The 18463-nt window shown below is 66.0% G+C and carries 15 protein-coding genes; 10 read left to right on the top strand and 5 right to left on the bottom strand.

Annotated elements, in window-relative coordinates; genetic code table 11:
• Nucleotides 1–1110, top strand: a complete 1110-nt coding sequence (locus K5H97_RS01285) for an ABC transporter permease (protein ID WP_028688567.1) — start codon at nt 1–3, stop codon at nt 1108–1110.
• Here K5H97_RS01285 and K5H97_RS01280 read toward each other — a convergent pair whose 3' ends face one another.
• Nucleotides 1111–1512: a flagellar basal body-associated protein FliL gene (locus tag K5H97_RS01280; RefSeq protein ID WP_028688568.1), complete on the bottom strand. Its 402-nt coding sequence runs from the start codon at nt 1510–1512 to the stop codon at nt 1111–1113.
• Nucleotides 1513–1669: 157 nt separating this feature from the next.
• Between K5H97_RS01280 and K5H97_RS01275 the strand changes: the two genes are divergently transcribed.
• The 7 genes from K5H97_RS01275 (at nt 1670) to K5H97_RS01245 (ending at nt 9434) form a co-directional block, all read left to right on the top strand.
• Entirely contained in the window at nt 1670–2650 is a 981-nt protein-coding gene (locus tag K5H97_RS01275; protein WP_028688569.1) for an NADPH:quinone oxidoreductase family protein, read from the top strand.
• 295 nt (nt 2651–2945) lie between these two features.
• Nucleotides 2946–4187: an SfnB family sulfur acquisition oxidoreductase gene (locus K5H97_RS01270; protein WP_028688570.1), complete on the top strand. Its 1242-nt coding sequence runs from the start codon at nt 2946–2948 to the stop codon at nt 4185–4187.
• Nucleotides 4188–4323: 136 nt separating this feature from the next.
• Nucleotides 4324–5505, top strand: coding sequence for an SfnB family sulfur acquisition oxidoreductase (locus tag K5H97_RS01265; RefSeq protein ID WP_028688571.1), 1182 nt, complete (start codon nt 4324–4326; stop codon nt 5503–5505).
• Nucleotides 5505–6896 carry an LLM class flavin-dependent oxidoreductase gene (locus tag K5H97_RS01260; RefSeq protein WP_028688572.1) on the top strand — a complete coding sequence of 464 codons (1392 nt, stop codon included), beginning with the start codon at nt 5505–5507 and terminating at the stop codon, nt 6894–6896. Before K5H97_RS01265 ends, K5H97_RS01260 begins: the two co-directional genes overlap by 1 nt.
• Entirely contained in the window at nt 6889–7689 is an 801-nt protein-coding gene (locus tag K5H97_RS01255) for a MetQ/NlpA family ABC transporter substrate-binding protein (protein WP_028688573.1), read from the top strand. The genes K5H97_RS01260 and K5H97_RS01255 overlap by 8 nt, the downstream gene beginning before the upstream one ends.
• Before the next feature lies 1 nt (nt 7690).
• A complete protein-coding gene (locus K5H97_RS01250) occupies nt 7691–8800 on the top strand; it encodes a methionine ABC transporter ATP-binding protein (protein WP_028688574.1) in 1110 nt (369 codons plus the stop codon).
• The gene (locus K5H97_RS01245) at nt 8790–9434 is read left to right on the top strand and encodes a methionine ABC transporter permease (RefSeq protein WP_028688575.1); all 645 of its coding nucleotides are present in this window, start codon (nt 8790–8792) and stop codon (nt 9432–9434) included. Before K5H97_RS01250 ends, K5H97_RS01245 begins: the two co-directional genes overlap by 11 nt.
• A gap of 66 nt (nt 9435–9500) precedes the next feature.
• On the opposite strand, the gene dibA is transcribed toward K5H97_RS01245, so the two are convergent.
• Entirely contained in the window at nt 9501–11396 is a 1896-nt protein-coding gene (gene dibA, locus K5H97_RS01240) for a phosphodiesterase DibA (protein ID WP_028688576.1), read from the bottom strand.
• Between the two features lie 150 nt (nt 11397–11546).
• Between dibA and desA the strand changes: the two genes are divergently transcribed.
• Both desA and K5H97_RS01230 read left to right on the top strand, forming a co-directional pair.
• Nucleotides 11547–12731, top strand: coding sequence for a delta-9 fatty acid desaturase DesA (desA, locus tag K5H97_RS01235; RefSeq protein WP_028688577.1), 1185 nt, complete (start codon nt 11547–11549; stop codon nt 12729–12731).
• Between the two features lie 140 nt (nt 12732–12871).
• Nucleotides 12872–13861: a GGDEF domain-containing protein gene (locus K5H97_RS01230; protein WP_051555600.1), complete on the top strand. Its 990-nt coding sequence runs from the start codon at nt 12872–12874 to the stop codon at nt 13859–13861.
• A 56-nt stretch (nt 13862–13917) separates the two neighbouring features.
• On the opposite strand, the gene K5H97_RS01225 is transcribed toward K5H97_RS01230, so the two are convergent.
• From K5H97_RS01225 to gabD, 3 genes are all read right to left on the bottom strand, one after another.
• A complete protein-coding gene (locus K5H97_RS01225; RefSeq protein WP_051555601.1) occupies nt 13918–15252 on the bottom strand; it encodes a response regulator in 1335 nt (444 codons plus the stop codon).
• Between the two features lie 137 nt (nt 15253–15389).
• Nucleotides 15390–16667, bottom strand: coding sequence for a 4-aminobutyrate--2-oxoglutarate transaminase (gene gabT / locus K5H97_RS01220; RefSeq protein WP_028688579.1), 1278 nt, complete (start codon nt 16665–16667; stop codon nt 15390–15392).
• Between the two features lie 183 nt (nt 16668–16850).
• The gene (gabD, locus tag K5H97_RS01215) at nt 16851–18293 is read right to left on the bottom strand and encodes an NADP-dependent succinate-semialdehyde dehydrogenase (protein ID WP_028688580.1); all 1443 of its coding nucleotides are present in this window, start codon (nt 18291–18293) and stop codon (nt 16851–16853) included.
• Between the last annotated feature and the right edge of the window lie 170 nt (nt 18294–18463).

The following is an 18463-nucleotide window of genomic DNA, read 5'->3' as shown; positions in this document are numbered from 1 at the left end:
ATGAGCCGCCTCTCCCACACCCTGCGCCTGGGCCTGAAGGAACTCACCAGCCTGCGCCACGACAGCGTGTTGCTGCTGTTCCTGCTGTACGCCTTCAGCGTGGCGATCTACATGCCCGCCGCCGGCTCCGTGATCGGCGTGCACAACGCCAGTGTCGCGGTGGTCGATGAAGATCACAGCGCCGTCTCGCGCAAGCTCGCCGAGTCGCTGCAGCCGCCCGAATTCCAGCCCGCCGTAGCACTACCGGCAAATCGGCTGGACCAGGCCATGGACAGCGGGCAATACACCTTCGTGATCAATGTGCCGGTGAACTTCCAGGCCGACCTGCTGGCCGGGCGCTCACCAGAGCTGCAGGTCAACGTCGATGCCACGGCCATGAGCCAGGCCTTCATGGGGGCCGGCTACATCGGCCGGATCTTCGAACGCGAGCTGCTTGAATACACAGGGCGCAGCACCAGCAGCCCGGCCCTGCTCAACCCGAAGGCACTGTTCAACCCCAACCTCGAAGGCGGCTGGTTCCTGGCGGTGATCCAGATCGTCAACAACATCACCATCCTGGCCATCATCCTCACCGGCACCGCGTTGCTGCGCGAACGCGAGCACGGCACCCTCGACCACCTGCTGGTGCTGCCGTTGACGGCGCTCGAGATCATGCTGGCGAAGATCGCCAGCAACGCCCTGGTGGTGGTGGCCTGTACCTGGATTTCGCTGGAAGTGGTGGTCAAGGGCGCCCTGGGCGTGCCGCTGGCGGGCTCGATGGGGCTGTTTTTGGGGGTGACCGCGCTGTATCTGTTCGCCAGCACGGCACTGGGCATCTTCCTCGCCACCCTGGCGCGCTCGACGCCGCAGTTCGGCCTGCTGGCGATTCCGGTGATCATCCCGATGCTGCTGCTGTCGGGGGGCAGCACGCCGCTGGACAGCATGCCGCAGTGGCTGCAGTGGGTCATGCAGGGCTCGCCCTCGACCCACTTCGTCAGCCTCGGCGCGGCGATCCTGTTCCGCGACGCCGGGCTGAGCGTGGTGTGGCCGGATGTGGCGGCCCTGGCCGCGATCGGCCTGGTATTCTTCGGCGTGGCTTTGGCGCGCTTTCGCCGCAGCCTCGCCGCCTGATCACTGCACGATCAGGTTGTTGAACAGCAGGTCCTCGACGATCGGCTTGCCCTCTTCGGATTCCATCACCTGCTGCACCTGCTTCAGGGCTTCCTGGCGCAGTTTTTCCTTGGCCTCGACGTTGCTCATGTTGTCCACGCCCTGCTGGGTGAACAGCGCCACCAGCTGGTTGCGGATCAGTGGCTCGTGGTGCTTAACCGCAGCGGCGGCGGCATCGCCGGTCACGCGCAGGGCGACATCGGCCTTGTACACGCGCAGCTTGGGGCCGCCGTCGAGGGCGTAGTTGCCGACGAAGGGCGGGCTGAGGCTGATGTAGGCGACCTTGGGCTCGCCTTCCTTTTCCTCGGCCATCGCCGCCACTGGCAGCATCAAGGCCAGCACCATCAAGATCCACGCTTTCACGAATTCGCTCCTCAATACAGTTGGCGCCAGCTTACCCAGCGCGCCGGCCAAACCCAAGCCCGGGCTTATGCCGGCTCATCAGGGCCGGCCATGCTCGTTGACCCTCGGGACGGCCCTCCTACACTTATCGGCCACCACACGCAAAGGAATAGCCCTGATGAAAGCCTTGTTGTGCAAAGCCCTGGGCCCGGCGCGGGACCTGGTCCTGGAAGAGGTCGCCAGCCCCACGCCCAAGAAGAACGAGATCCTCCTCGACGTGCACGCCGCAGGGGTCAACTTCCCCGACACCCTGATCATCGAGGGCAAGTACCAGTTCCAGCCGCCGCTGCCGTTCGCCCCGGGTGGCGAGGCGGCCGGCGTGGTGGCCGCGGTCGGCGATAAGGCCGGCGCGTTCAAGGTCGGCGACCGGGTCATGGCCCTGACCGGCTGGGGCGCCTTCGCCGAGCAGGTGGCGGTGCCGTTCTACAACGTGCTGCCGATCCCGGCGGGCATGGACTTCACCACCGCCGCCGCGTTCGGCATGACCTACGGTACCTCGATGCACGCGCTGACCCAACGCGGCCAGCTCAAGGCCGGCGAAACCCTGCTGGTGCTCGGCGCCTCGGGCGGCGTGGGGCTGGCGGCGGTGGAGATCGGCAAGGCCCTGGGCGCGCGGGTGATCGCCGCGGCCAGCAGCGCCGAGAAACTGGCGATCGCCCAGGCCGCCGGGGCCGACGAACTGATCGACTACAGCCAGGCCAGCCTCAAGGACGAGATCAAGCGCCTGACCGGCGGCCAGGGCGTGGATGTGATCTACGACCCGGTCGGCGGCGCGCTGTTCGACCAGGCCGTACGCGGGCTGGCGTGGAACGGGCGGTTGCTGGTGGTGGGCTTTGCCAGCGGCACGATCCCGCAACTGCCGGTAAACCTGGCCCTGCTCAAGGGCGCGGCGGTGCTCGGTGTGTTCTGGGGCGCCTTCGCCCAGCGCCAGCCGGAAGACAACGCGGCCAACTTCCGCCAGCTGTTCGCCTGGCACGCCGAAGGCAAGTTGAAGCCGCTGGTGTCGCAGACCTTTGCACTGGCCGAGGGTGGCGCGGCGATCGAACGCCTGGCGCAGCGCCAGGCGGTGGGCAAGCTGGTGGTGATGATCCCGCGCTGACCGCTCAGGTCTCATCGCCTGCAAGCCGGCTCCCACAGTTTTACGCCGCGGTCATGGGAGCCGGCTTGCCGGCGACAGGGCCGACCCTGCAGTTCTTCTATTCATATTCCTAAACGGTAGTTCATAAACTTTTTCTAAACGAATAGGGTATATCGACCGGACCACCGGACCAGCAAACGTCTGTCGCCATCAGCTGAGGCGACGCTTTCAACTTTGTGAGGTTAGGAATGGTCAGGATCACAATCACCCCAGTGCATAACGCCAGGGCATTGAGTGCAGCCAAGGAGCGGTACTGATGTCCAGCCAACCAACTACCCGATTCCACAGCGATCTCGACAGCTCGCCGCTGCTGCTGCCGGCCACGGTGTTGCGCAACGACGAAGAGGCCCTGCAGGCTGCCCGTGAGCTGGCCGAGGAGGCCCGCCAGCAGGCCGCCAAGCGTGACCAGCAGCGCAAGCTGCCTTGGGCCGAGATCGAACAGTTCACCCGCAGCGGCCTGGGCAGCATCAGCGTGCCCAAGGCCTTCGGCGGCCCCGAGGTGTCCTTCGCCACCATCGCCGAAGTGTTCCGCCTGATCAGTGCCGCCGACCCGGCGCTGGGGCAGATTCCGCAGAACCAGTTCGGCATCCTGCAACTGGTCCGCCTGACCGCCACCCAGGCCCAGCAGGCAGTGATCTTCCGCTCGGTGCTCGACGGCTGGCGTATCGGCAATGCCGGCCCCGAGCGCGGGACCAAGGACACCCTGACGCTCAAGGCGCGCCTCACCCGTGACGGCGACGGCTATCGCATCAGCGGCGAGAAGTTCTATTCCACCGGTGCCTTGTACGCCCATTGGGTGGCGGTCAAGGCGCTGGACGACGATGGTCGCCAGCGCCTGGCGTTCGTCCGTCGCGGCAGTCCGGGGCTGCGTATCGTCGACGACTGGTCCGGCTTCGGCCAGCGCACCACAGCCAGCGGTACCGTGCTGCTCGACCAGGTACCGGTGGACGCCGACTTGGTGGTGGACAACTGGCGCCTGCGTGAGGAGCCCAGCATCCAGGGCGCCGCCTCGCAGCTGATCCAGGCAGCCATCGACGCCGGCATCGCCGAAGCGGCCATCGAGGACACGATCCAGTTCGTTCGGGAGAAGTCCCGGCCGTGGATCGAAGCCAAGGTCGAACGCAACAGCGACGACCCCTATGTGATCGCCGACATCGGTCGCCTGAAGCTCGAGCTGCACGCCGCCGAGGCCCTGCTGCGCAAGGCCGCCAAGGTGCTCGACGAAGTGAACGCCGGCGTGATCGATGCCGCCGCCGCGGCCCGTGCCTCGATTGCCGTGGCCGAAGCAAAGGTGCTCACCACCGAGATCTCGCTGCAGGCCAGCGAGAAGCTGTTCGAGCTGGCCGGCAGCCGCGCCAGCCTGGCCGAGTTCAACCTCGACCGGCATTGGCGCAACGCCCGGGTCCACACCCTGCACGACCCGGTGCGCTGGAAGTACCACGCCGTCGGCGCCTACCACCTCAACGGCACCCTGCCTGCCCGCCATTCCTGGATCTGATTCAAGGCCCAGGGGCTGCGGTGCAGCCCTTTCGCCGGCAAGCCGGCTCCCACAAGGACGTCAGTGAACGCTCACTGTGGGAGCCGGCTTGCCGGCGAAAGAGCCGCACGGCGGCTCCAAGTGCCCGGAGAGCAAAATGACTGCATCCATCATCACCACCGACGCCCAGGCCCTGGCCGTCGCCGACGAACTCGCCCAACACCTGCGCCAGGACAGCGCCCTGCGCGACCGCGAGCGCCGCTTGCCCCATGCCGAACTCGAACGTTTCGTGCAGTCCGGCCTTTGGGGCATCAGCGTGCCCAAGGCCTTCGGCGGCGCCGGGGTGTCCAATGTCACCCTGGCCAAGGTCATCGCCCGCATCGCCCAGGCCGACGCCTCGCTCGGGCAGATCCCGCAGAACCACTTCTACGCCCTGGAAGTGCTGCGGGTGAATGGCAGCCCCGAACAACAGCGACGTCTCTACGCCGAAGTGCTCGCCGGCCGCCGTTTCGGCAACGCCCTGGCCGAGCTCGGCACCAAGAACGCCCACGAGCGCACCACCCGCCTGAGCCGCGATGGCGACCATTTCCGTATCGACGGCCGCAAGTTCTACTGCACCGGCGCGATCTACGCCCAGCGCATCCCGACCCTGGTGATCGACGACCAGGATGTATCGCACCTGGCCTTCGTGCCCGCCGACAGCCAGGGCATCGAGGTGATCGACGACTGGAGCGGCTTCGGCCAGCGCACCACCGGCAGCGGCTCGGTGGTGTTCAACCACGTGGCGGTCCGCGCCGAGGACGTGGTGCCGTTCCAGAGCGCCTTCGAACGCCCGACCACGGTCGGCCCGCTGGCGCAGATCCTCCATGCCGCCATCGACACCGGCATCGCCCGCGCCGCCTACGAGGATGCCCTGCACTTCGTGCGCACCCGCAGCCGACCATGGATCGACTCCGGCCTCGACAAGGCCAGCGACGACCCGCTGACCCTGAAGAGCTTCGGCCACCTGGCAATCCGCCTGCACGCCACCGAGGCGCTGCTCGAGCGCGCCGGCGAAATCCTCGACATCGCCCAGGCCGACAGCAACGCCGAGACCCTGGCCGCCGCCTCCATCGCCGTGGCCGAGGCCCGGGCGATCAGCACCGAGATCTCCCTGGCCGCCGGCACCACGCTGTTCGAGCTGGCCGGCAGCCAGGCCACCCTGGCCGAGCACAACCTCGACCGCCACTGGCGCAACGCCCGGGTGCACACCCTGCATGACCCGGTGCGCTGGAAGTACCACGCCATCGGCAACTACTACCTCAACGACGAGAAGCCGCCGCGCCGGGGGACCATCTGATGGCGAAGCAGATCCTGCTCAATGCCTTCAACATGAACTGCATCGGGCACATCAACCACGGTTTGTGGACCCACCCACGGGACACTTCGACCCAGTACAAGACCCTCGACTACTGGACCGACCTGGCTCGCCTGCTGGAGCGGGGACTGTTCGACGGGCTGTTCATTGCCGATATCGTCGGCACCTACGATGTCTATGGCCAGTCGCTGGACGTGACGCTCAAGGAGTCGATCCAGCTGCCGGTCAACGACCCGCTGCTGCTGGTCTCGGCCATGGCGGCGGTGACCAGGCACCTGGGCTTCGGCCTCACCGCCAACCTGACCTACGAGGCGCCCTACCTGTTCGCCCGACGCCTTTCCACCCTCGACCACCTGAGCAATGGCCGGGTCGGCTGGAACATCGTCACCGGCTACCTCGACAGCGCCGCCCGGGCCATGGGCCTGGAGCAGCAACCCGAGCACGACCGCCGCTACGATCAGGCCGACGAGTACCTGCAGGTGCTGTACAAGCTGCTCGAAGGCAGCTGGGCCGACGATGCCGTGGTCGCCGACCGCGAGCAGCGGGTCTATGCCCGCCCTGACAGGGTGCGCAAGGTCGAGCACCACGGCGAGTTCTACAAGGTCGAGGGCTACCACCTGTGCGAACCCTCGCCGCAGCGCACGCCGGTGCTGTTCCAGGCCGGCAGCTCGCCGCGCGGGCTGGCCTTCGCTGGCAACCACGCCGAGTGCGTGTTCATCAGCGGCCAGGACAAGGCCGCCACCCGCGCCCAGGTCGACAAGGTGCGCGCCGCGGCCAAGGCGGCCGGGCGCGATCCGCAGGCGGTCAAGGTGTTCATGGGCATCACCGTGATCGTCGCGCCGACCGAGGCGCAGGCGCAGGCCAAGCACGCCGAGTACCTGCGCTACGCCAGCGCCGAGGCCGGGGTCGCGCACTTCGCCAGCTCCACCGGTATCGACTTCTCGCGCTACGAACTGGACGAGCCCATCGGCTTCGCCAAGGGCAACGCCATCCAGTCCGCCACCCGCCAGTTGCAGGAAAGCGCCTGGACCCGCCGCCGCCTGCTCGAGCAGCACGCCCTGGGCGGTCGCTACGTGACCCTGGTCGGCGACGCCGAGCAGGTGGCCGAGCAACTGATCGCCTGGATCGACGAGACCGGCCTGGACGGTTTCAACCTGACCCGCACCGTCACCCCGGAAAGCTACGAGGACTTCATCGAACTGGTGGTCCCCGCCCTGCAACACCGCGGTCGCTACAAGACCGCCTACGCCGAGGGCACCCTGCGCGAGAAGCTGTTCGCCAGCAGCAAGCCGCATCTGCCCGCCGGACACCCCGGCGCCCGCTACCGCAACACCCCCGACCCTGCCCCGACTGGAGCCCTGCACCATGCTTGAGAAACTGTTCCGGCCCATCGCGGCCATTGCCCTGGGCCTCGGCCTGTCCGCCGCCGCCTTGGCCGCCGAACCGCTGAAGATCGGCACCACCGCCGCCTTCGCCATCCCCCTGGAGGCAGCGGTGGAAGAGGCCCAGAAACAGGGCCTGGAAGTGAAGCTGATCGAGTTCAGCGACTGGATCGCGCCCAATGTCAGCCTCAACAGCGGCGATATCGACGTGAACTACTTCCAGCACATCCCGTTCCTGGAAAACGCCAAGGCCGCCGCCGGCTTCGACCTGGTCCCGTACGCGCCGGGGATCATCAACAACGTTGGCCTGTACTCGAAAAAGTACAAAAGCTTCACCGAGCTGCCCGAAGGCGCCAGCGTGGCCATCGCCAACGACCCGATCAACAGTGGCCGTGGCCTGCAATTGCTGGCCAAGGCCGGGCTGATCACCCTCAAGCCGGGCGTGGGCTACAAGGCCACCGAGGACGACATCGTCGCCAACCCGAAGAAGATCCGGATTCTCCAGGTCGAAGCCGTGCAACTGGTACGCGCCTATGACGACGCCGACCTGGTCCAGGGCTACCCGGCCTACATCCGCCTGGCCAACAGCTTCGACGCCACCTCGGCGCTGCTGTTCGACGGCCTGGAGAACAAGGAGTACGTGATCCAGTTCGTCATCCGCCCGCAGGAGAAGAACGACCCGCGCCTGGCCAAGTTCGTCGATATCTACCAACACTCGCCGGTCGTGCGCGCCGCCCTGGACAAGGCCCATGGCAAGCTCTACCAGGCCGGCTGGGAAGGCTGACATGGCCCAGGCCAGCGCCCTCAGGGCGCCCGTCCCGCCCGCCGAACCGTTCAAGGCCGAGGAAACCGCCCTGCGCCCGGAGGTGAACCAGGCGCACATCCGCTTCATCGGCCTGGGCAAGACCTATCCGGGCCAGGGCCAGCCGGCGCTGCAAGACATCGACCTGAACATTCGCCGGGGCGAGATCTTCGGCATCATCGGCCGCAGTGGCGCCGGCAAGTCCTCGCTGCTGCGCACCATCAATCGCCTTGAACAGCCCAGCCAGGGCCGGGTGCTGATCGACCAGGTGGATATCGCGCCGTTCGACGAGGATCGTCTGGTGGCGCTGCGCCGGCGCATCGGCATGATCTTCCAGCACTTCAACCTGATGTCGGCCAAGACCGTATGGCAGAACGTCGAGCTGCCGCTGAAGGTGGCCGGGGTGGACAAGGCCGAGCGCCAGCGCAAGGTGCGCGAGCTGCTGGCACTGGTCGGCCTGGAGGAAAAGCATCATGTCTATCCGGCGCAATTGTCCGGCGGGCAGAAGCAGCGCGTCGGCATCGCCCGGGCGCTGGTGCATGACCCCGAGATCCTGCTGTGCGACGAGGCCACCTCGGCGCTGGACCCGGAAACCACCGCCTCGATCCTCGAACTGCTGCGCGACATCAACCGGCGCCTGGGCCTGACCGTGGTGCTGATCACCCACGAGATGGCGGTGATCCGCGACATCTGCCAGCACGTGGTGGTGCTCGAACGGGGTGAGATCGTCGAGCAGGGCGAGGTCTGGCAGGTGTTCGGCGCGCCACGCCACGACGTCACCCGCACCCTGCTCGCACCGCTGCAGACCAAGCTGCCGGCAGCCTTGCAGGCCAGCCTGCGCGCCCAGCCGGTCAGCCGCGACGCGGCCGTGGTGCTCAAGCTCGACCTGCTCGGCGAGCCGGAACTGAGCGCCCTGTTCAACGACCTGGGCGGACGCGTGCGGCTGCTCCAGGGCGGCGTCGAGACCATCGGCGAGCAGGCCCTGGGGCAGTTGATCCTGTCCGTGCGCGGCTCGCCGCTGGACACCCATCAATTGCTCGAACGCGCCCGCCGCTGGGCCGCGAATGTGGAGGTACTCGGCCATGTGGATTGATCGCCTGCTGCAAGGCCTGTTCGACACCCTGCTGATGGTCGGCGTGTCCTCGCTGGTCGCGCTGCTGGTCGGGGTGCCGATGGCGGTGCTGCTGGTCACCAGCGACAAGGGCGGGATCTTCGAGGCCCCGGCGCTGAACCGGGTGCTGGGCGCCATCGTCAACCTGTTCCGCTCGATTCCGTTCCTGATCCTGATGGTCGCGCTGATCCCCTTCACCCGCCTGGTGGTCGGCACCACCTATGGCGTGTGGGCGGCCGTGGTGCCGCTGACCATCGCCGCCACGCCGTTCTTCGCGCGGATCGCCGAGGTCAGCCTGCGCGAGGTCGACCACGGCCTGATCGAAGCCGCCCAGGCCATGGGCTGCCGGCGCTGGCACATCGTCTGGCACGTGCTGTTGCCCGAGGCCCTGCCGGGCATCGTCGGCGGCTTCACCATCACCCTGGTGACGCTGATCAACTCGTCGGCCATGGCCGGAGCGATCGGCGCCGGTGGCCTGGGGGATATTGCCTACAGGTATGGATACCAACGCTTCGACAGCCAGATCATGCTGACCGTGATCGTGATGCTTGTGGCATTGGTGGCGCTGATCCAGCTGGGCGGGGACCGTCTGGCCAAAGGGTTGAACAAACGTTGAGCCCATCGCGGGGCAAGCCCGCGCCCACGACCAACCGTGGGAGCGGGTTTGCCCCGCGATACGATCTCAGCCCCAGTGCAGCTCCGCCGCCGGCACCGGCCGCCCGAACCAGTACCCCTGCCCCAGCTGGCATTGCTGCTCCAGCAGGAACCGCGCCTGCTCCGCCTGCTCTACCCCCTCGGCGTGCACCTGCATGCCCATGCTCCGCGCCAGGGCGATGATCACCCGCACGATGGCGATGTCGTCCTCGTCATGGGGCAGGCCCGCGACGAAGCCCTGGTCGATCTTGAGCTTCTGCACGGGCATTCGCTTGAGCCGCAGCAATGACGAGTACCCCGTGCCGAAGTCGTCGATGGCCAGTGTCACGCCCAGCTCGCGCAGGCGGTAAAGCTGCTCCAGGGCAACCTCGGGGTCTTCCATCACCGCGCTCTCGGTCACTTCGAGCTCGAGCAGCGCTGGGTCCAGCCCGGTGTCGTGCAATGCATCGGCCACCTGCCGGTACAGGTCGCGTTGGCTGAACAGGCGGCTGGAAATGTTCACCGCAACGAATGCCAACTGCCGTCCCTCGGTCTGCCACTGCACCATCTGCCGGCAGGCCTGGTGCAACATCCAGGCGTCGATCTCGGCGATCAGCCCGGTGCGTTCGGCGATAGGGATGAACTCACCGGGTGGGACCAGACCACGCTGCGGATGCTGCCAGCGCACCAGTGCCTCGACGCCTATCATCCGCGCGGTGAACAGGTCATGCACCGGTTGGAAGAACACCCGCAGCTCCTGCTGCTCCAGCGCTCGGCGCAACTCGCCGGCGGTTTCGACCCGCTGCTGGGCATGGGCGGTGAGCTCCTCGGTGTACAGCGCATAGCAGGCTCGGCCGTTGCTCTTGGCCTTGAACAGCGCCGAGTCGGCGTTGCGCAACAACTGCTCGGCACTCAGCGCGTCGCTGGGGAACAGGCTGATGCCGATGCTGACACTGATAAACAGGCGATTGCCTTCGAAGCAGAACGGTTCCTTCAATCGCTCGATGATCGATTGCGCCAGCTTGCCGGCCTGGCCGACCTGCTGGCAGTTCTCGGCCAGCACGCCGAACTCGTCGCCGCCCAGCCGGGCCAGGGTCACGCCGCTGCCCAGCACCTCCCGCAGGCGCTCGCCGACCAGCTTGAGCAGTTGGTCGCCGATGGTGTGGCCAAGGCCATCGTTGATGCTCTGGAAATGGTCGAGGTCGAGCAGCAGCAGGGCACAGCCGCGCTTGTTGGCCTGGGCCGCGGCCATGGCCTGCATGGCGCGGTCGTTGAATAGCAGACGGTTGGGCAGGCCGGTCAGCGGGTCGTGATGGACGAGATAGGCCAGTTCTTCCTCGGTGTGCTTGATCGCGCTGATGTCGCTGAAGACCGCGACGTAATGGCTGAGCGCGCCACTGTCATCGCGAATGGCGCAGATCGTCTGCCATTGCGGGTAGATCTCCCCGCTTTTACGGCGGTTCCAGATCTCCCCGCTCCACTCGCCCTGCTCCGCCAGGGCGGCGTAGATCTGCTGGTAGAACAGCGCGCCATGCCGACCGGACTTGAACTTGCTCGGGCGCTGGCCGATGACTTCGTCCTGCTGGTAGCCGGTGATGCGCATGAAGGCCCGGTTGACGTGCACGATCAGGCCATTGCGGTCGGTCACCAGCACACCCTCCAGGGTGCTGTCGAACACCGCCGCAGCCATGCGCAGGCGCTCGCGGTCTTCACTGCGCAAGCGGGCGCCGATGCCGATGAAGTTCAGCAGGCGGGCACGGGAGACAAAGATCAGCAAGGCACTGAGCAGCACCCAGACCACCACGTTGATCTGCCGGCCCACGATCAGCGCCAGCGGGTCGTCGGTCATGCCCTGCAGGACCAGCTCGGACAGCACCAGCCAGAGGATCGAAAGCACCACGTAGAGCCCGGCCATGCGCAAGGCGTCGCGAACGGAAACAGACATGTCGGGTGGATGAGCCCATGAAAAATGAAGGGGCATTATAAGGGCTGAAACACCCTGTGACCTCCTATCTAAAAGGGTGACTGGTTTTATTTCCCCGCCCAGGGATAATGCGAGCGCTGTTCCCCTTAGTTTTCGAGGGTCTTTCCCGTTATGTGGTACTACGGTCTACTCGACTTGTCGGCCTGGCAACTGGTCGCCGTCACCCTGCTGATGACCCACCTGACCATCGTCAGCGTCACCATCTACCTGCACCGCTACTCGGCGCACCGCGCCCTGGAGCTGAACGCGGGGCTCAAGCATTTCTTCCGTTTCTGGCTGTGGCTCACCACCGCGCAGAACACCCGCGAATGGACCGCCATCCACCGCAAGCACCACGCCAAGTGCGAAACCCCGGACGACCCGCACAGCCCCGTGCACAAGGGCCTGGGCACCGTGCTGCGCAAGGGTGCCGAGCTGTACCGTGAAGAGGCGCGTAACGAGGAAACGCTGCGCATCTACGGCAAGAACTGCCCGGACGACTGGATCGAGCGCAACCTCTACACCCGCTTCAAGCTCGGCGGCATCGCCCTGATGGCGGTCATCGACCTGCTGCTGTTCGGCACCATCGGCATCACCATCTGGGCGATCCAGATGATGTGGATCCCGTTCTGGGCCGCCGGCGTGGTCAACGGCCTGGGCCATGCCGTGGGCTACCGCAACTTCGAGTGCCGCGACGCCGCCACCAACCTGGTGCCGTGGGGCATCATCATTGGTGGGGAGGAGCTGCACAACAACCACCACACCTACCCCAACTCGGCGAAGCTGTCGGTGCGGCGCTGGGAATTCGACATGGGCTGGATGTGGATCCGTCTGCTGAGCCTGCTGCGCCTGGCCAAGGTCCAGCGTGTCGCGCCCATCGCCCATCGCGTGGAGGGCAAGGCGTCGCTGGACATGGACACCGCCATGGCCATCCTCAACAACCGCTTCCAGATCATGGCCCAGTACCGCAAGCTGGTGATCGGCCCGCTGGTCAAGCAAGAGCTGGACAAGGTCGACGCCTCGCTGCGCCACCGTTTCCGCCGTGCCAAGCGCCTGCTCTCGCGGGAAACCAGCCTGCTGCAGGACCGCCACCACGTGCGCATCGAGTCGATGCTGGCCCACAGCCAGGCTCTCAAGACCATCTACGAAAAGCGCCTGGCGCTGCAGCAGATCTGGGCGCGCACCAGCGCCAACGGCCACGATATGCTCGCCGCGATGAAGGATTGGGTACACGAGGCCGAGGCCAGTGGCATCCACTCGCTGCGTGACTTCGCCGCCCAGCTCAAGACCTACTCGCTCCGCCCCAATGGCGCCTGAGCACCGTTGATCGGCATGCCCCGCAACGGGGCGTGCCGACCGGAACTTCCCCCCCGCAAATCGACTCAAATCCGGCATATCGCCCGCGTGGCGGGCCGGACCGTGGCCGCACGCCCATCGTCGAGAAACGTTCCGTGCTCATGGCCAAAGACCTCCCACCCACACCTGCCGGCACTCCCCGCCCAGAAGCCGCCCAGACCCTGCTGGCCCTGCTCCATGCCCAAGGCGAAGTGGCTCGCCTAAGCGAACGCGAGCAGCTGTACAGCTCGCTGCTCGACAGCGTCAACGCCGTGCTCTGGGCCTTCGACTGGGAAACCCGTCAGGTGCTCTACGTCAGCCCCGCCTACGAGCGCATCTTTGGCCGCCCGGCCAGCCTGGTACTGGCCGACTACAACGAATGGCGCGACGCCATCTACCCGGACGACCTGGAGTACGCCGAACGCAGCCTTGCCCAGGTGCTGGTCAAGGGCACCGTCGAGGACCGCGAATACCGCATCCTCAATGCCGCCGGCGAGGTGCGCTGGCTCAGCGACAAGTGCTACATCAACCAGCAGCGCGAGGGCGACCAGCGGGTGATCATCGTCGGCATCGCCGAGGACATCACCGAAAAAAAACAGCTCGAAGGCGAGCTGCAACGCCTGGCCACCACCGATGTGCTGACCCAGAGCAGCAACCGCCGGCACTTCTTCGAGTGCGCCCAGCAGGCCTTCGACAGCGCACGCGAGGACGGCGCGCCGATGGCCTTCCTGCTGCTGGACATCGACGATTTCAAGCATATCAACGACACCTACGGCCACCAGGAAGGCGACCAAGTGCTACAGCGCATCGCCGACAGCGGCAAGGCCGTGCTGCGCCGTGGCGATCAGTTCGGACGAATCGGTGGCGAGGAGTTTGCGGCCGTGTTCCCCGGCTGCACCGCACAAGTGGCCGAGCAAATTGCCGAGCGTCTGCAGCGGGAGATCCAGCGGTTGAGCTTCAGCCATGGCGAGCACACCTACGGGGTTACCGTAAGCCAAGGGCTGACCGGGTTGCAGGATGAGGATGAAACGCTCGACAGCCTGTTCGCCCGGGCGGACGCCGCCATGTACCGTGCCAAGCGCCAGGGCAAGAACCAGATCGTTAAAGGCTGAAACGGATCACTTCGCGGCTGCGGCACTCCACTCGTAATCGATCAGCCCGCTACGTCTCAGGCCTGCTCCTCACCCCCCGCCGGATCAGCATCAATAGTCAGGGCAGCGATGGGAGCAACCTGCAGCTTGCTCTCGGCCGCTTCCGCCGCCAGACGCTCGGCCTCCTCCCGCGCCAGCGCCTCAGGGTCCACCTTGCGCAGCCGCGACAGCTCCGGCAATCCAAGTTTTAGCAAGCGCGCCGTCTTGCTGCTGGCGACCTTCTCCAGCCCTTCGCTGGGCTTGAGCCGCGACAGCTGCCCGGCCAGGTTCATCGCCAGGATCTCCCGGGAGTAGACGCCGCCGCCCAGCTGGTACACCGCGGCGATCAGCTCGCGCAGGTCCAACGGCAGACGCCAGCGGGTGCGCAGTGCCGAGCCGAACGGCGCGCCGAACTCGTTGAGCGACAGCTCCACCTGGTCCTCGTCCAGCTCGCCACCGGCCAGGCGCCACTCCTGCAAGGTGCGCAGCACCGCCAGGTCACCCAGGCAGTGCAGCAGCCCCGCGCAGTAACAACGCGCTTCGTCCACCTCGAGCATGCGCGCCAATGTGCGGCCGTACTCGGCGGTGTGCAGCGACAGGTTCCAGTAATGGGTGGCGTGCCGCGCCAGCAGGGGGTCGGTCAAACGGGCGCTGCGCTTGAGCGTGAGGCCGAGGATGAGGTTCATGCTCTGGGTGCTGCCGAGCTTGTTCAGCGCCTGCAGCAGGGTCTGTACCGGCGCTTCACGGTGCAGGGCGGCACTGTTGGCGGCGGCGATGAGCACGCCGGTGATCTGTGGGTCGTTGCGCACCTCTTCCTCGAGCACCTTGAGGTTGAGGCCATGGGGGTTGAGGGCTCGCTTGACCGCCACCTGCACATCGGCAAACAGCGGGCCGCCGTCGGCGGTGGCCCGGCGCTGTTCCAGGTAGGCCGGCAGTCGCGCGCCGGGCTGCAACGGCGGTACCGGGCAGGCGATCTGCTCACCTACTGCCAGCAGCAGGTTCTCCAGGCGCTTGCGCAGGTTGTCCAGGTCAAGCGGCTTGCTCAGGTAGGCGGTCGGGTGCAACGGCAGCGCCTCGCGCACACTGGCGCTGTCGGTGCGGTCACTCATGAGGATGAACGGCAAACCGGGCTTGTCGCCCTTGGCGCGCACCTTGCGCAGCAGATCGAGGCCGTCGAACCCTGAGAGTTCACGGGCAGCGATGATCAGGTCGGGTTTGGCCGCCAGCGCACTCAGCGCCTCGGAACCATCGGCACAAACCTGCAGGCGGGCATCGCAGCGCACGCTAAGCAGCATTTCGCTGAGCATGTCGCGCACCCAGGGATCGCCTTCGGCAATCAGCACGCAGGGGGGGACGGGGTCGACAGCGCTCATGGGCTATTCTCCAGGCTATGACGCGCGATCCATCGCAGCTTCCACGGAATCCTCGTACAACCTTAGCGCCTGATACCGGCGAACGGCACAAAAAAAACCCGCCGAGGCGGGTTTTTTTCTAAAGCATGTCACATTCTTCAGGCCAGTTCGGCGAAGCACTCTTCGATGATGGCCAGGCCTTTGTCCAGCAGCGCGTCTTCGGCGGTCAGCGGAACCAGAATCCGCAGGACGTTGCCGTAAGTGCCGCAGGACAGCAGGATCAGGCCTTTGTCGCGCGCCTTGGCGACCACCTGGGCAACAGCGGCGGCGTTCGGGGTGTGGGTGCCTTTCTCAAAGACTTCCACCGCGATCATCGAGCCCAGACCACGGATATCGCCGATGATCGGGTGCTTCTTCTGGATTTCACGCAGGCCGGCGGTCAGGCGCTCGCCGACAGCCTTGCTGCGATCCAGCAGTTTCTCTTCCTCGAACACTTCGATTACGGCCAGGGCCGCGGCGCAGGCGATCGGCGAGCCGGCATAGGTGCCGCCCAGGCCGCCCGGGGCGATGGCGTCCATGTACTCGGCCTTGCCGCACACACCGGCCAGCGGGAAGCCGCCGGCGATCGACTTGGCGAAGGTGGTCAGGTCAGGCGCGACGCCCATCTGCTCCATGGCGAAGAAGGTGCCGGTGCGGCCAGCGCCGGTCTGTACTTCGTCGGCGATCAGCAGGATGCCGTGCTGGTCGCACAGGGCGCGCAGGCGCTTCATCAGCTCTTTCGGCGCCGGCAGGAAACCGCCTTCGCCTTGTACTGGCTCGAGGATGATCGCGGCGATGTCGCGTGGCTCGGCGTCGTTCTTGAAGATGCGCTCGACCGAGGCAATGGCGTCATCGACGCTGATGCCGTGCAGTTCGCTCGGGAACAGGGCGCGGAAGATGCCGCCTGGCATCAGGCCCATGCCAGCGGAGTACGGCACGACCTTGCCGGTCAGGCCCAGGGTCATCATGGTGCGGCCGTGGTAGCCGCCGGTGAAGGCGATCACGCCGGCACGGCCGGTGGCGGCACGGGCGATCTTCACGGCGTTTTCAACGGCTTCGGAGCCGGTGGTGACCAGCAGGGTCTTCTTGTCGAAGTTGCCTGGGACCAGCTTGTTGATCTTCTCGCACAGCTCGACGTAGGGCTCGTAGGCCAGCACCTGGAAGCAGGTGTGGCTGACCTTGGTCAGTTGCTCTTGCACGGCCGCGACCACTTTTGGATGCAGGTGGCCGGTGTTCAACACCGCGATGCCGCCGGCGAAGTCGATCAGTTCGCGGCCTTCGACGTCGATCACTGTCGAGTTCTTCGCGGTATCGACGAAGATCGGGTGAATCTGGCCAACGCCACGTGGGACGGCGGCGACACGGCGTTGCATCAGGGATTCGTTGGTCTTGCTCATAGTGCCCTCAATTGCGCCGGTTCTGCGGCGCTTTTATTCGGGGGTGGCTGGATGCAGGCGTGCACAGTATTCGTTGATCGACTGCCACACATGTCCTGGCCACCAGGTACCGCTATGTCAAAAAGGCCAGCGAGACGTCGCTCTCGCGCCCCGCTGGCAGAGGTAAAAGCGTTTACCTGGCGATCAGACGCTGATGCACAGGTATTTGATCTCGAGGTAGTCCTCGATACCGTACTTGGAACCTTCACGGCCCAGGCCCGAAGCCTTGATGCCGCCGAACGGCGCCACTTCGTTGGAGATCAGGCCGGTGTTGATACCCACCATGCCGTATTCCAGGGCCTCGGCGACGCGGAACACGCGGCTCATGTCGCGGGCGTAGAAGTACGAGGCCAGGCCGAACTCGGTGTCGTTGGACATGGCGATGACTTCGGCCTCGTCCTTGAAGCGGAACAGCGGCGCCAGCGGGCCGAATGTCTCTTCCTTGGCGACGGCAGCGGTCTTCGGTACGTCGACCAGGATGGTCGGCTCGAAGAAGTTGCCTTCGATGATCTTGCCGCCGGACAGTACCTTGGCGCCCTTGGCGACGGCGTCCTCGATGTGCTCCTGGACCTTGGCGACAGCCTTGCCGTCGATCAGCGGGCCAGTGGTGGTGCCTTCTTCCAGGCCGTTGCCGATCTTCAGCTTGGCCACCGCGGCCTTCAGCTTCTCGGCAAACGCGTCGTAGACGCCGTCCTGCACGTAGATGCGGTTGGCGCAGACGCAGGTCTGGCCGTTGTTACGGTACTTGGAGATGATCGCGCCCTCGACCGCCTTGTCCAGGTCGGCGTCGTCGAACACGATGAAAGGCGCGTTGCCGCCCAGTTCCAGGGAAACCTTCTTGATGTCCTTGGCGCATTCTTCCATCAGCTGGCGGCCGATCTCGGTCGAGCCGGTGAAGGACAGCTTGCGCACCAGCGAGTTGCCGGTCAGCTCGGAGCCAACCTCGCCGGCGCTGCCGGTGATCACGCTCAGCACGCCAGCCGGGATGCCGGCACGGGTGGCCAGCTCGACCAGGGCCAGGGCGGAGTACGGGGTCTGCGAAGCGGGCTTGAGCACCATGGTGCAACCGGCGGCCAGGGCCGGGCCGGCTTTACGGGTGATCATCGCGGCCGGGAAGTTCCACGGGGTGATGGCGGCGGTGACACCGATCGGCTGCTTGATGACGATCAAGCGTTTGTCCGGCTGGTGGCCTGGGATGACGTCGCCGTACACGCGCTTGGCTTCCTCGGCGAACCACTCGATGAACGAGGCGGCATAGGCGATCTCGCCCTTGGCCTCGGCCAGTGGCTTGCCCTGCTCGGTGGTCATCAGACGGGCCAGGTCGTCCTGGTGCTCGATCATCAGCTCGAACCAGCGACGCAGCTTGCCGGCACGCTCTTTGGCAGTCAGTGCGCGCCAGGCCGGCAGGGCCTTGTCGGCGGCCTCGATGGCGCGGCGGGTCTCGGCGGCGCCCATCTTCGGCACGGTACCGATCACCTCACCGGTGGCCGGGTTGGTCACCTTGATGGTCTGACCGCTATCCGCATCCAGCCATTCACCGTTGATGAAGGCTTGCTGGCGGAACAACTGAGCGTCTTTGAGCTGCATGTCGGCTTCCCTTTACTGCGAATTATTGATTGTTGAAAAGGCGCCCCGAGAAGGGGGCGGCCGTCACAAATTCGTGCACCAGGGTGTTCGACGCCTGGGTGCCGAGCGTTTGAAATCTCAAACGGAATGCTAAGCGGGGGTTGGGGTGTTGGACAATAGGCTGTTCGAAA

It is taken from the genome of Pseudomonas mosselii (assembly GCF_019823065.1).
Lineage (GTDB): Bacteria > Pseudomonadota > Gammaproteobacteria > Pseudomonadales > Pseudomonadaceae > Aquipseudomonas > Aquipseudomonas mosselii.
Note: the sequence above shows the minus strand (reverse complement) of the source record. Positions and strands in the feature narration are given on the sequence as shown.